7 protein-coding genes and 1 pseudogene are annotated in these 13,471 nt (G+C 70.1%); 1 reads left to right on the top strand and 7 read right to left on the bottom strand.

The genetic code is table 11. The features are described 5' to 3' along the window. A pseudogene (locus tag AC30CM_RS23165) lies at nt 1-189 on the top strand (exosporium protein); the annotation flags it as partial. Between the two features lie 54 nt (nt 190-243). On the opposite strand, the gene AC30CM_RS23160 reads toward AC30CM_RS23165, so the two are convergent. The 7 genes from AC30CM_RS23160 to AC30CM_RS23130 all read right to left on the bottom strand — a co-directional run bounded on the left by AC30CM_RS23160 (nt 244) and on the right by AC30CM_RS23130 (nt 13,409). Continuing rightward, on the bottom strand, nt 244-1,590 hold the full coding sequence (locus tag AC30CM_RS23160) for a serine/threonine-protein kinase (protein ID WP_490119261.1): 1,347 nt from the start codon (nt 1,588-1,590) through the stop codon (nt 244-246). An 18-nt stretch (nt 1,591-1,608) separates the two neighbouring features. Then, complete coding sequence (locus AC30CM_RS23155) at nt 1,609-3,183, bottom strand: acyl-CoA carboxylase subunit beta (protein WP_490119260.1); 1,575 nt, start codon at nt 3,181-3,183, stop codon at nt 1,609-1,611. Continuing rightward, nucleotides 3,180-8,708, bottom strand: a complete 5,529-nt coding sequence (gene pks13, locus AC30CM_RS23150) for a polyketide synthase Pks13 (RefSeq protein WP_490119259.1) — start codon at nt 8,706-8,708, stop codon at nt 3,180-3,182. Before pks13 ends, AC30CM_RS23155 begins: the two co-directional genes overlap by 4 nt. 40 nt (nt 8,709-8,748) lie before the next feature. Beyond that, the gene (fadD32, locus tag AC30CM_RS23145; RefSeq protein WP_490119258.1) at nt 8,749-10,638 is read right to left on the bottom strand and encodes a long-chain-fatty-acid--AMP ligase FadD32; all 1,890 of its coding nucleotides are present in this window, start codon (nt 10,636-10,638) and stop codon (nt 8,749-8,751) included. A gap of 230 nt (nt 10,639-10,868) precedes the next feature. After that, nucleotides 10,869-11,876 (bottom strand): carboxylesterase Culp6, encoded by a 1,008-nt coding sequence (culp6, locus tag AC30CM_RS23140; RefSeq protein WP_490119257.1) that lies wholly within the window; start codon nt 11,874-11,876, stop codon nt 10,869-10,871. An 18-nt stretch (nt 11,877-11,894) separates the two neighbouring features. Then, entirely contained in the window at nt 11,895-12,422 is a 528-nt protein-coding gene (locus AC30CM_RS23135) for a DUF732 domain-containing protein (RefSeq protein ID WP_490119256.1), read from the bottom strand. An 87-nt stretch (nt 12,423-12,509) separates the two neighbouring features. Continuing rightward, nucleotides 12,510-13,409 (bottom strand): alpha/beta hydrolase-fold protein, encoded by a 900-nt coding sequence (locus tag AC30CM_RS23130; RefSeq protein ID WP_490119255.1) that lies wholly within the window; start codon nt 13,407-13,409, stop codon nt 12,510-12,512. Nucleotides 13,410-13,471: the final 62 nt, after the last annotated feature.

Here is a 13,471-nt window from a genome sequence, read left to right as displayed (position 1 = left end):
GGCAGCGGCGGCGCGGGCGGCTCTGGCGGCCGTGGCGGCGATGCCGGAGCGGGCGGCGCAGGCGGCGCAGGCGGACGGACCATCGGCACCAACGGCAAGGCCGGCGCCAAGGGTGCGGCGGGAAGCACTGGCCAGCAGGGCAATTCGGGAAATGCGGGCGCGAACGGAGCATCCGGCAGCCGAGCCTGAGCGCCGCGGAACGCGCGCCCGGGGCCGGTCCGAGGAGACGTCGCCGCCGGCGTTCTAGGGCGTCGGCTGCACGTTGTCGTTGGCCGCGGGATCGGCGTTCTCGCGCGCGATGTCGCTGCTGCAGCCGGCTCTGGTGTCGCCCGTCTGCTGCATGCACACCAGCACCTCCGGCGGCGCCGACGGTTCACCCGCGCTCGTCCGCACCGTCGGCGACGCGATGGTGCCCTCGTACAGCGACCACAGGTCGGAATCCGACGACGGCATCCGCGCGCAGTACGCCGGGGCCCCCTTCTCGGTGACACCCGCCGCCCCCAGCGTCGCGCAATCCGCGCCCACCACCACGACGGGCACCGACGGCGCCTGCGCGGCGGACGTTCCGTGCCGCTCGTCGTCGAACGCCAGCACCGCCACCGCCCCGATGAGACCCAGCACCACGACGGCCACCACGGCCGCCACGACGTACCGGCGCCGTGACCGTCCCTTCGGCGTCACGGGCCGCGCATGCCGCGGCCCCGACGTGGCCGCCTGCGCGGCCACCGTCGCTCCGCCGTCGTGGTCCAACGCCCCCATGCCATGTCCGAGCGCCCTGGCGAAGTCGACGCACCGGTCGAACCGGTCCCGTGGGGACTTGGCCAGCGCCTTGTCGAACACCGGTCCCAGACTGGCCAGTTCGGGCCGCTTCTCCCCGATGGGCGGCGGCGTGGCGGTGAGGTGCTGGCTGATCACCACCGCCGGGTTCGAATGCTGGAACGGCGGTGTGCCGGTGAGTAATTGATACGCCGTGGCAGCCAGTGCGTATTGATCGGCACGTCCGTCGACGACCTCCCCGGTGAGCTGTTCCGGTGCCGCGTAGGCCACCGTGCCCACCGTCATGTTGGTGCCCGTCAGGTTCGACGAGTCGTCCAGCCGCCGCGCAATGCCGAAGTCGGCCAACATGATGCGCTCGTCGTCGGTACCCGGATTGGCCACCAGGACGTTGGCCGGCTTGATGTCGCGATGCGTCAGACCCTTGCCGTGCGCGTGGTCCAGCGCCTCCCCCACCGCGGTGACCAGACGCACCACCAGGTCGTGCGGCATGCCCGACGGGTACTGCTCGGACAGCAATCGCCCCGCGTCGATGCCGTCGACGTAGTCCATCGCGATCCACAGCTGACCGTCCACGTCACCGCGATCGTGGATCGACACGATGTGCGGGTGCCACAGGCTCCCGGCGATCTCGGCCTCGCGGTTGAACCGTTCCCGGTACTCGGCGTCACAGCACACCGACGGCGTCAACAGCTTCAGCGCGTCGTAACGCGGCAGGCGCGGATGCTGGGCGAGATACACCTCGCCCATGCCGCCGGCACCGAGGGAGCCCACGATTCGGTATCCGGCGATCACCTCGCCTTCGGCAAGCGGCATGGGCCGAATACTAACGGCCTACAGCGGGGTCAGGCCGTGCTTGCGCTGCACCTTGTTGACGTTCTGCTTGTCACGCAGCAGTCGCAGCGACTTGCGGATCAGCAACCGGGTCTCGTGCGGCTCGATGACACCGTCGATGTACCCGCGCTCGGCGGCCGTCCACGGCACGGCCAGGTTGGTGTTGTACCCCTCGATGAAGTCGGCGCGAATCTTCGCGACCTCCTCCTCCGGCAGCCCTGCCAACCGCTTGACCAGCAACTGCGCCGCACCCTCCGCGCCGATCACCGCGATGCGCGCCGTGGGCCACGCGTAGTTGAGGTCGGCCGACAGCTGCTTGGAGCCCATCACCGCGTAACCGCCGCCGTACGCCTTGCGCACCACGATCGTCACCTTCGGGACGTCGGCCTCCACGATGGCGTTGAAGAACCGGCCACCGCGCTTGATGATGCCGCCCTTCTCCTCCTCGACACCGGGCATGGCACCCGGGGTGTCGACGACGAACACCAGCGGCAGGTTGAACGAGTCGCAGAACCGGATGAAGCCGGCGGCCTTGTCGGAGGCCTCGTTGCCGACGGCACCCGACATGTGCAGCGGCTGGTTGGCGACGACGCCCACCGGCCTGCCGTCGACGCGGGCGAACGCCGTGATCATCGACGGGCTGCGCTGATCGGCGATCTCGAAGACGTCGCCGTCGTCGAAGATGCGCAGCAGGATCTCGTGCATGTCGTAGGCCTGGTTGTCCGAATCCGGCACGATGGTGTCGAGTTCGTAGTCCGACGACGTGTACTCCGGCTCCAGGCCCGGGTTGACGATCGGCGCGTCGTCGAAGTGGTTGGCGGGCAGGAAGCTCAGATAGTCCCGCACGTACTGGTAGGCGGCCGCCTCGGACTCCACCACCTTGTGGATGTTGCCGCGCTGCGCCTGCACGTCGGCGCCGCCCAGCTCGTCGAAGGAGACGTCCTCGCCCGTGACGTCCTTGATGACGTCGGGCCCGGTGATGAACATGTACCCCTGGTCGCGCACCGCGACGACCAGGTCGGTCTGGATGGGCGAGTACACCGCGCCGCCCGCGCACTTGCCGAAGATCAGCGAGATCTCCGGCACCAGGCCGCGCAGCATCTCGTGCCGCCGGCCCAGCTCGGCGTACCACGCCAGCGACGTCGCCGTGTCCTGGATGCGGGCGCCGGCCGAGTCGTTGATGCCGATGATGGGGCAGCCCACCATGGCGACCCACTCCATCAGCTTGGCCACCTTGCGGCCGAACATCTCACCGACGGAACCCTGGAACACCGTCTGGTCGTGACTGAACACGCCCACCGGCCGGCCGTTGATGGTGCCGTGGCCGGTGACCACGCCGTCGCCGAAGAACGCGTTCGGGTCCCCCGGCGTGCGCGCCAGCGCGCCGATCTCGAAGAACGTGCCCGGGTCCAGCAGCGCGTGGATGCGGGCGCGGGCACTGGGAATGCCCTTCTTGTCGCGCCGGGCCTTGGCCTTCTCGTCGCCGGGATCCTGGGCCAGCTCCAGCTTTTCGCGGAGTTCGGCCAGCTTCTCGGCGGTCGTGTGCGCCCTGCTCGCGGTCGGCGTGTCGGTCACTTCGCCTCACTCTCGCTCTCGACCTGGTTGATCGCTGCGCTCAGGTGCGCCCCGACCTTCGCAATGTACGGCTCGTCGATGGCCTGGATGTGCTCGCCCCCGATGGGCACGATCTCCAGGTCCTCGACGAATTCGCCCCAGCCGCCGTCGGGTTGCCGGATGGCGTAGCGCGGCTCGAAGAAGATGGCGTCGTCGTGGTAGCGATCGGCCATGTACAGCGTGACGTGGCCGTCGTACGGCTGGATCTCGGCCGTCTCGAGCAGGCGGTTGTCCAGGTAGGACGTGCGCTGGTGCTCGATGATGCCGCCGGGGATGTCGACCCCGGCCTCCTTCACCGCGTCCAGGACGAACCGCACCTGACCCTCGTCGTCGAGCGCCTCGAGGTCCTCGTAGGGGATCTCCGGGATCTCGACGTTGAAGGTGCGCTGCGCGAACAGGGCGTAGCGATCCCACCGGGCCCGCGTCTCCTCCTTGGTCTGCGGCACCTCTTCGCCGGGACGCACCATGTCGATGAGCCCGACGAAGCGCACGTCGGCACCCGCCCGCTTGAGCCCGATGGCGCACGCGTACGCCAACGCACCGCCCAGCGACCAGCCGACCAGCACGTACGGGCCCTTGCCCTGGATTTCCATCAGCTTGGGCAGGTACGCCGCGGCGCGTTCCTCGACCGTGCCCTCCACCCGTTCGAACCCGTACATCGGGGTGTCCGCGGGCAGCCGCTTGAGCAGCGGTTCGTAGACCGTGGTGGAGCCGCCGGCCGGGTGGAACACGAACACCGGGACGCGCGTGGAACCCTCGGGCCTGGCCCGGATGGTGCGCACGAAGCCGTCGAGTTCGCCGGCGTCCATCTGCTCGCGGACCGGGGTCGCCAGGTCCTGGATGGTGCGCGCGGCCTTCACCTGCTCGGCGGTGATGGTGCCGTCGGCGCGCTCGGACAGGCGCTGCGCCATCTTCTCGGCCGCGGCGTCGTCGATGGCGGGCAGCTCGTTGAAGATGCCGCCCGGCGACTTCCCGGTGACGATGGCCCACGTCGCGAACGTGACGCGCTCGGCGGCGTCGCGCGGGGGCACGTCGGCGCCGAGTGCCTCGGTGACGGCCTCCTGCGTCAGCACCGAGGCGGCCGCCTTGGCGGCGTTCTGCTTGGCCTCGGCGGACGGTCCGGCGGGGTTCGTCGGAGGCGCGGGGACGGCCGGTCCGGCGGGGTTCGTCGGAGGCGCGGGGACAGCGGGCCCGGCGGGATTCGTCGGTGGCGCCGGAACCTGCTGCGCGGCAGCGGCATCGGTCGCCACGGCGGTGACCGGATCCGCAGCCTTCGGATTCGCAGCCTGATCCGCAGCCTGATCCGTCTTGTCGCCCAACGGATGCCCCGCCTCGGCGAGCTTGGCCTCCAGTTCGGCGACGGTCGAGGCGCCGCCCATCAGCTCGGCCTGCGCCGCGGCGATCTCTTCGGCGGACTGCCCCTTCTGCGACTCGGCGAGCTGGTCCACCTCGTCGCGATGCTCGATCGCGTACTGGATGAGCTTCTCCACCGCGTACAGGTTCGCGTCGCGCACCGCCGTGAGCTGGATCGGCGGCAGGTCGAAGTCGTACTCGACGCGGTTCTTGATGCGCACCGCCATCAACGAGTCCAGACCCAGTTCGATGAGCGGCACCTCCCACGGCAGGTCCTCGGGCTCGTACCCCATCGCACCGCCGACGATCGCGCCGAGACGCTGCCCGATGGTCTCGCCGGAGTCCGGCGACCACTTGGCGAAGCCGGCCGCCAGACCCGCACCCGCGGTCAGGTTGTCCTGCAGGATCGCCGCATCGGGCTGCGCGTCGGCGGGCTCCTCGGCAGGCGCGGCCTGCGCGGCCGCCGCATCGGTGGCGACCGCGGTGCCTGCCGGCGCCGCCGCGGGCAGCGCACTGGGAGCGCCGCCGCGCGTGACGATCGCGTCGTACACCAGCGTGAACGAATCCTGGATGCGCGCGTGCACCTGCACGGTCGCCCCACCGGGGTGCCGGGTCAGCGTCGTCACCAGCCGCGCGTCGTCGGCGGGTACCGCGCGCTGCTCGAACGCCGTGAGGGCGGCATCCGGAAGTACCTGCGTCGCAGCGGTCTTCACCAGGGAGGCGAGGTCCACGGCGCCGCGCGGCGCATACTCCCACACGTGCCTGCCGTCGGGCGTCGCCACGTGGCTGCCGGGCAGCACGGCGGCACTGTCACCGGCGAAGTGCACGTCCAGCCAGTGCGGCTTGCGCCGGAACCGCGTGGGCGGGATGTTCGCGTACGCACCGCGCTCGAACAGCGTCGGGAAGTCCAGGTCGTGGCCGTGCACGAACAGCTGCGCCATGGCCGTGGTCATCGAGTCGACCTCGTCCTGCTTGCGCGCCAGCGTCGCAATGAGTTGGCCGTCGTGGAGTCCGGCGGAAGCCGTCGTCAAGCCAACCTGCATGAGTGCCACGGGATTCGGGGCCAACTCCAAGAACGTGGTGTGCCCGTTGTCGACGGCGTTGCGGATGCCGTGCGTGAAGTACACGCTGTGCCGCAACCCCTTCTTCCAATACTCGACGTCGTGGATGGGCTCCGCGCCCGCACGGATCAACTGCCCCTCGTGCACGGTCGAGTAGTAGGCCGTCTGCAGCGGATGCGCCACGATGCCCTGGATCTCGGCGGACAACTCACCCAGCAGCGGATCCATCTGCTGCGTGTGGCTGGCCCCCTTGGTCTGGAACTTGCGGGCGAACTTGCCCTCGGCCTCGGCCCTGGCGATGATCGCGTCGACCTGATCCGGCGGACCGCCGATCACGGTCTGCGTCGGGGCGGCGTAGACGCACACCTCGAGGTCCGGGAAGTCGGAGAAAACCGTCTTGATCTCGTCGGGCGAGTACTCCACCAGCGCCATCAGCCGGATGTACTCGCCGAACAGCATCGCCTCGCCCTCACCCATGAGGTGGGCGCGCGAGCAGATGGTGCGGGTGGCGTCCTCCAGCGACAGGCCGCCGGAGAAGTACGCGGCAGCCGCCTCGCCGAGCGACTGGCCAATGACCGCACCAGGTTTCGCGCCGTGCGCCTTCAGCAGCTCGCCGAGGGCCACCTGGATCGCGAAGATGACCAGCTGCACCTTCTCGATGGGCAGCTCGGTGGTCTCGTCGGTGTAGTCGATGGCGTCGTCGAGGATGAGTTCGAGCACCGAGTGCCCGCGCTCGTCCTGGACGTAGGCGTCGACCTTGTTGATCCACTCGGCGAACGTGTCGTTGCGCAGGTACAGGCTCTTGCCCATCTTGCGGTGCTGCGCACCGAATCCCGCGAGCACCCACACCGGGCCGTTGCTGACCGGACCGTCCGCGGAGATCACCAGCGGCGTCTGCTTGCCCTCGGCGATGGCACGCAGCCCCTTGACGGCCTCGGCGTGATCGTGGGCCAGCACCACCGCGCGCGAGCGGCCGTGATTGCGCCGCGACAACGCGCGGCCGATGTCCTCGAGCGGCGTCGCCTGCCCCTCGGGGCTCTCGATCCAGTCCGCCAACTCGGCGGCGGTGGCCTTCTTGCGCGACGTCAGGAACCCCGAGACGGCCAGCGGCACGATCGGCGTGACGGGCTCCTTGGCCTCGAGTTCCTCACGCGCGACGGCCAACAACCGCAGCGCCTCGTCGGTGAGCCCGGGCAGTTCCGGCTCGTCGTCGGCTGCGGCGGCGGGGCGATCCAGGTCACCGTCGCCGTAAGCAGCGCCGGAGGAATCGTCGTCGTGGATGAACTCGCCGTACTCGTCCATCCGGACACCGCCGACGTAGGTGGCCTGCGCCTCCCCGTTGGCCGGCGTCACCACCGCCACGTCGGGCTCGATCTCGGGCTCCACCAGATCGCTGGGCAGCACCTCGCGCAGCACCAGGTGGGCGTTGGCGCCGCCGAAGCCGAAGCCCGACACACCCGCGATGGCGTGACCGCTGTACCGCGGCCAGTCGCTGACGACGTCGTTGACCTTGAGGCGCTCGGCGTCGAAGTCGATGTACGGGTTGGGCCCGGTGTAGTTGATCGAGGGCGGCAGCTTGCCGTTCTTCAGCGACAGCGCCATCTTCGCCAGGCTCGCCGCGCCGGCGGCCGACTCGAGATGTCCCACGTTGGACTTCACCGCACCCAGCAGCGCGGGCCGGTCCGCGGGCCGGCCGCGGCCGATCACGCGACCGAGGGCGTCGGCCTCGATCGGATCGCCGAGGATGGTGCCGGTGCCGTGCGCCTCGACGTAGTCGACCGTGCGCGGATCGATGCCGGCGTCCTGATAGGCCTTGCGCAGCACCGCTTCCTGCGCGTCCGGGTTGGGCGCGAGCATGCCGTTGGAGCGACCGTCGTGGTTGACCGCACCGCCGGCGATGATCGCCAGGATGTCGTCGCCGTCGCGGCGGGCGTCGGCGAGGCGCTTGAGCACCACCATGCCGCCGCCCTCGGAACGCGCGTACCCGTCGGCGTCCTGCGAGAACGACTTGATCCGGCCGTCGGGTGCGAGCACCCCGCCCACCTCGTCGAAACCCAGCGTCACCAGTGGCGTGATGAGCGCGTTGACGCCGCCGGCCAGCACCACGTCGGCATCACCGGCGCGCAGCGCCTTGATGCCCTCGTGCGCCGCCACCAACGACGACGAACACGCGGTGTCGATCGACATCGACGGGCCGCGGAAGTCGTAGAAGTACGACACGCGGTTGGCGATCACCGCACTCGAGTTGCCGGTGATGGCGTACGGGTGCGCGACCGCCGGGTCGGCGACCGACATGAACATGTAGTCATTGACCGAGCTGCCGATGTAGACGCCGACGTTCTTGCCGCGCAGGCTCGACGCGGGAATCCTGGCGTGCTCCAACGCCTCCCACGTCAACTCCAGCGCCATCCGCTGCTGCGGATCGATGTTGTCGGCCTCCATCTTCGACAGCGCGAAGAACTCGGCGTCGAAACCCTTGATGTCCGACAGGTAGCCGCCGCGGGTGCGGGCCTTCGCGACGCGCTCGGCGACGCGCGGCTCGCTGGTGAACTCCGCCCAGCGTCCCTCCGGGAGGTCGGTGATCGCGTCGCGGCCCTCCAGCAGCGCCGCCCACATCTCGTCGGGGGTGTTCATGTCGCCGGGGAAGCGCGTGCCGATGCCGACGATCGCGATGTTGTACCGGTCCTCGTCGACGTCGCGCGACCAGTCCGTGTCGTCGCCCGTCGCGTCGACCTCCGGCTCGCCCTCGACGATGACCGTCGCCAACGACTCGATGGTGGGATGCCGGAACGCCATGGTGGCCGTCACGACCACGCCCGTGTAGTCCTCGATGTCGCTGGCCATCGCCACCGCATCGCGCGACGCCATGCCCAGCTCGGTCAACGGCGCCGACTCGTTGACGGCGTCGGGCGAGGTGTTGGTCGCGTTGGCCACCCAGTTGCGCATCCAGGTGCGCAGTTCCGGCACCGTCACGTGCGTGCGGCTCGGTTGGCCGTGCTGCTCGGCCACCGCCTCCGACAGCACGGGCGCCGGCTCCGGCGGGGTCAACGAATCGTCGTGCGAGTCAGTCATGTTCGTTCACTTTCGCCGTGGTGGCCAGGTGGCCGATGCTCTAGTCGGCTGCGTCGGGGAAGTCGTTGGCGATCTTTCCGGCGCGCAGACTGCCGTCGAGGTAGGCGGCGCGGCAGGCACGCCGGCCGATCTTGCCGCTGGAGGTGCGGGGAATCGCGCCGGCCGCGGTCAGCAGCACGTCGCGCACCGTGACGCCGTGGCGCACCGCGATCGCCGCTCGGATGTCGTCGATGACGGGGCCCGGATCGAGCTTGTGCGCCCCGGGCGCCCGCTCGCCCACGATCACCAGCTGCTCGCTGGTGTCGTCGGGATCGCGCTTGAGCCCCGAGTGGGCGTTGGCGAACACCTCGTCGGGAAGCTGGTTGGCCGGCACCGAGAACGCGGCGACGTACCCGACGCGCAGCGCCTTGGTGGCCTCCTGCGCCGAGTACTCCAGGTCCTGCGGGTAGTGGTTGCGCCCGTCGATGATGACGAGGTCCTTGACGCGGCCGGTGATGTAGAGCTCGCCGTCGTAGTAGGCGCCGTAGTCGCCGGTGCGCACCCAGGTCGCGTCGTCCTCGGCGCGCTCGGCGTGCGACGGGTCGGTCCGCGACTTCAGCGTGTTCTTGAACACCTCGATGGTCTCCTGGGGCTTGCCCCAGTAGCCGGTGCCCATGTTCTGGCCGCTGATCCAGATCTCGCCGATCTGGCCGTCGGGCAGCTCGGACGCGGTCTCGGCGTCGACGATCACGGCCCATTCGGCGATGCCGACCTTGCCCGCGCCCGCCTGGGCCACGGCCTTGGGCGAGTCGGCGGGGACCTCGACGAAGGTGCCGGTGTTGAGCGCCTCGCGGTCGACGTGGGTGATCCGGGGCTCGTCACCCATCGGAGTGGTGGAGACGAACAGCGTGGCCTCGGCCAGGCCGTAGGACGGCTTGATGGCGGCGGGCTTGAAGCCGTACGGGCCGAACGCCTCGTTGAACCGGCGCACGGTGGCCGCCGAGATGGGTTCGCTGCCGTTGAGGATGGCCTTGACGTTGGACATGTCCAACGGCGGGTCGCCCTCCTTGGGCAGGCCGCGCGCCGCGGCGTGGTCGAAGGCGAAGTTCGGCGCCACCGAGATGACGCCGCCGGTGTCGCCGGGCTTGCGCGACATCTCGCGGATCCAGCGCTCGGGCCTGCGGACGAACGCCGCGGGCGTCATGAACGTGAAGTAGTAACCCACCATCGGTGCCAGCAGCGCGGTGATCAGGCCCATGTCGTGGAAGAACGGCAGCCACGAGCAGCCGCGGTCGCCTTCCTCGCCGTCGAGGGCCTCGATCACCTGCACCACGTTGGTCGCCAGGTTCAGGTGGGTGATCTGCACGCCCGTGGGGATCCGGGTCGAGCCCGAGGTGTACTGCAAATAGGCGATGGTCTCGGCGTCGACCTCGACCGGCTCCCAGGTGGCACCCACCTCGTCGGGCACGGCGTCGACGGCGATCACGCGCGGACGTTCCTTGGCCGGGCGGCTGCGGAAGAACTTGCGGACGCCCTCGGCCGACTCGGTGGTGGTGAGGATCGCCGTCGGCGTGCAGTCGTCGAGCACGGCGTGCAGCCGGCCCACGTGGCCCGGCTCGTTGGGGTCGAACAGCGGCACCGCGATGCGGCCCGAGTACAGCGTGCCGAACATGGCGACGACGTAGTCGAGATTCTGCGGGCACAGGATGGCGACGCGGTCACCGGGCTGGGTGACCTGCTGCAGCCGCGCACCGACGGCACGGTTGCGGGCGCCGAAGTCGGCCCAGTTCAGCTCGCGGGCGACGCCGTCGCGCTCGGTGGAGAAGTCGAGGAAGCGGTAGGCCAGCTTGTCGCCGCGGACCTTCGCCCACTTCTCGACGTGCTTGACCAAGCTGCCGTTGTCCGGGAACTTCAGCAAACCGTCCTTGAGGAACGGGTTGTAAAACGCCATCTAACTCTCCTGTCCGACCGACGGGCATGCCCAGGGGCGGCGCTCGTCGTCCGAGCCAAGCCATGCCCGCAGGTGCCAAACCTCGAAGATCCTACCGGGCCGGCGGGCAGGTCCCGGGGATCGTCGAGGCGACACCCTGCGGTCGGTCGACCGCTGCGTCCGATGCGACCAACGGCCGCGTCTTCTTACTTTTCTCTTAATGTTAGGTGACCGCGTCGAACGACGACAAATCACCCATGCTTCGGGTGCGGCGCATTGTCGATGAGCCCCCGCGCCCAGTTCTGCGTCCACTGCGTGGCGGTCTGCCCGTCCAGGCTCCAGAACTGCGGCGTGTTGTACATCGCGTGCACGGGCTGACCCGCGCCGCCCGACAACGTCGCCAACGTCTGCGGCAGGTTCGTGATGGAGAACGCCCCCTCGGGCGCCGCGCAGATCAGGTCACCGGAGGCACAGATCTGGTTCACGCGGTCGTTGAGCATGCCGAACCCGCCGGGACGCGGTCCCGTCATCTCCAGGCCGAGTTGCTTGAGCAGCGGCACCTCGGCGAGCGTGATCTCCGCCCCCTGCCCCGGCGGGTTGGGACCGATGTCCTGCCCCACGCTGTCCTGGCGGCGGCCGTCGGCGATCAACGTCACGCCCAGCACCAGGTCCTGGTCGATGGGGCCGCGGCCGTTGCCGATGTCGCTGGCGATGTCACCGGCGATCACCGCGCCCTGCGAGAAACCGACGATGACGAAGCTCGTCAACGGGCACGCCTCGTTGACGCGCTTGATCTCCGCGACCGTCGCCTGCGTGCCCTGCGCGCGGCTCTCGTTGTAGGACATCTGCTTGTCCTGCGCGAACGGATTGTGGAACTGGGCCGTGTACGGCGTGGTCCACACCGCGAGCCTGCCGTCGTCGAAGTCCCCGCGGACGGGGTTGGTGACGTTGAGCAGCAACGCGATGGGGAACTGCGTCGGGTTCACCGGATCCAGCTGCGGCGACGACTCCCACGTGCCGGGAATCGAGATCATCTGCACGTCGGGGCAGCTCGCGTCCTGGGACTCCGGGCGCGGCTTGCCGGTGGGCGGCACGCCGCCCGGCTGCTGGCCCGTGGGCTGCGTCGCCTGCGGCGGGGTGTCGGGCTGACGCAGCCACACCACGACCGCGGCGACCACGACGGCGACGAGCACGGCGACGGCGCCTGCCGCCGCCACGGCGAGGATGCGATGGCGTTTGCGTCGGCTGTTGGTGGCCATGGGCTGTGAGGTCTCCTGCTAGCAGAGTCGGTCGGTCGCGATGCGAATGTAGTCGGCGGTCACCGAGTCGACCTGACCGACGGGTATCGGGTCGTTGCCGGGAGTGGTGTCGCGCACGTCGTCGCGCACCATCGGCAGCACGAAGTCCCACACGGCCTGATCGCTCTGGTGCGCCCGGCGGGCCTGGCAGACGTAGGACCCGATGCTCAGCGCCACCAGCTCACTGGACGGATCGACACCCGCGGCGCCCAGCGCATCGAGGTACGCGCGCTGGTGCGGGCTCACGGTCATGGCGGACGCGATGCTGCCGCCGGGAGGTCGCGGCAGTTGCGCGATGGGCTGGGCGTCCGACGGCCCCGACGACGGCACCGTCGAGCGGCCCATGGTCTCGGTCACGTCGTCGCCGCCCATGTCGCACGCGGCAACCGAGACGACGGTCACCGCCAGCGCCAGCGTCAGCGGGATCGCGACGTGACGGGGCGCACGGCGTCGTTGCCGTGCCGATCCCGGTGTCGGGCCCGTGGTCGGGCATCCCGCTGCGCACACGCCGTCCAACGTACCGGCCCGCGCCGCAGTGCCTCCGAAACGCGTTTGCCGACAACCCGCCCGACGCGCCCGGCCGGGGCGGGACGGCTAGGCGATCGCCGCGACGAGGTCACCCGACATCGCCGCCAGCTGCGGGCCCCAGGTACCCCAGTCGTGCTGCCCGCCCGCCGGGAAGTCGAAGTGCCCGTTGTGGCCGCCGACGGCGCGGTAGTGCTGATAGAAGGCGCGGTTGCTGCCCGCGGCCTGGTCGCAGTAGCCGATCATCGCGGCCGGGTCGCTGCACGTGAGCGTGCTCGGGCTGAAGACCCACAGTCGAGTGTTGTTGTCGGACAACAGGCTTACGTGCACGTCCGGGTCGTGCCACTTCCACCGGCCCAGCTGCGCCGCACCCCACATCGCCTGGGTGTTCACGCCGCCGAACTGCGCCAGGCCCGCCGTGATGGCACCGTTCATGCTCGTCGACGACGGCGTCATGAAACCCGACAGCGAGCCCGCGTAGCGGTACCGCTCGGGGTGGAACGCCGCCATGGTCACCGCGGCCGTCCCGCCCTGCGCGGCACCCACGATGCCGTGCCCCGAGGGGGCCAGCCCCTTGTTGGCCGCGAGCCAGTCGGGCAGTTCGCTGGCCAGGAACGTCTCCCACTGCTTGGTGCCGTCGGCCTCCCAGTTGGTGTACATGCTCCAGGCGCCGCCCGCAGGGGCGGCCACCGAGATGCCGCGGCCGGCGAGGGTGCCGAACGCGCCGGCACCCACCCAGTTGCTCACGTCGGGACCGCCGTTGAACGCGTCCAGCAACACCACCGCGTGGGGGCCACCGCCCTGGAAGGCCACCGGGATGTCGCGGCCCATGGCCGCCGAGGGCACCATCAGCATCTCGACGCCCTCGGCGTGCGCGCGCTGCGGTGCCGCGATCGCCAGAACGGTCGCACACGCCACCGCGCACACCACCGCACACCCCATGCGCACCAGCACCGAAAGCACCCTCATGCCCACCTCTTCGTCAGCCCGACCCGGCAGTCAGTGAATCACATCACGGTTGCCGACGGACC

The sequence above is a fragment of the Mycobacterium sp. DHQP2018-32-09 genome (genome assembly GCF_058148405.1).
The sequence above is the reverse complement of the archived record's forward strand: the minus strand, read 5'-3'. Positions and strand labels throughout refer to the sequence as shown.